General features: G+C 70.8%; 1 protein-coding gene. It reads right to left on the minus strand.

Annotated elements, in window-relative coordinates; translation table 11 throughout:
• The coding region (locus JLI01S_RS16510) for a DUF222 domain-containing protein (protein ID WP_245634663.1) at positions 1-695 on the minus strand (695 nt) is incomplete at its 3' end.
• Between the last annotated feature and the right edge of the window lie 34 nt (positions 696-729).

Here is a 729-nt window from a genome sequence, read left to right on the forward strand (position 1 = left end):
GTGACGTGGTCGATGTCGCGGATCGGGGCTCCGCAGAACGGGATCCGACAGGTCGCGTCCCGCAGCTCGACCAGCTGACGCAACACCCCGCTGAAAAGTCTTCTCGTGGAGTCCATCGCCACAAGGTCCCGACCACCAGGCGCGGTCCACAACCGCCGCAGCCAGGTCGCGGTCCCGGCGTCGCACAGGCGCAGCAGGTGCTCGCGAGCCATCGCGCCGGGCATCGCGCCCCACCCCGGGACCTCGGCCTCATCGCCCTCACCGGGCTCCTCGTCCCTGGGCACGACCGCGTCCTCGCGCATCACCAAGGTGACCTCGACCGGCTGGGGCTGCCCCTCAGCCCGCCCGGACAACAGCTCCAGGGCCGTGTCCGCCATCCACGCGCCCCGACCCCGCTCATCCGCCACCCGAGCCGCGTCGGTCGCCGGGTCGCCCGTCGCGACATAGCGGGACTGCTCCGCGCGCTTCAACGCCGCAAACGCCCCGACCACATCCGTCAGTGGCCCCAGGATGCTCAACCACGCCATCCCATCCGGCGCCGGCCGCACACTGACATTGCGTGAAGCCGCTGCCCTGCGACGACGTCGCACCAACGCCTCCGCATCCAGATCGAGCGTGGCCCGATGCGCCGCCGCAGCAAGTTCCTTGTCACTGACCGTCGTCAAGCACCCCGCCAACCTGCGGTCGACCTCCACGCGGTCCTCGTGCGACAAGCACGACGTCTCACGG

Origin of the sequence: Janibacter limosus NBRC 16128, assembly GCF_001570985.1 — a bacterium.
Classification (GTDB): Bacteria; Actinomycetota; Actinomycetes; order Actinomycetales; family Dermatophilaceae; genus Janibacter; species Janibacter limosus.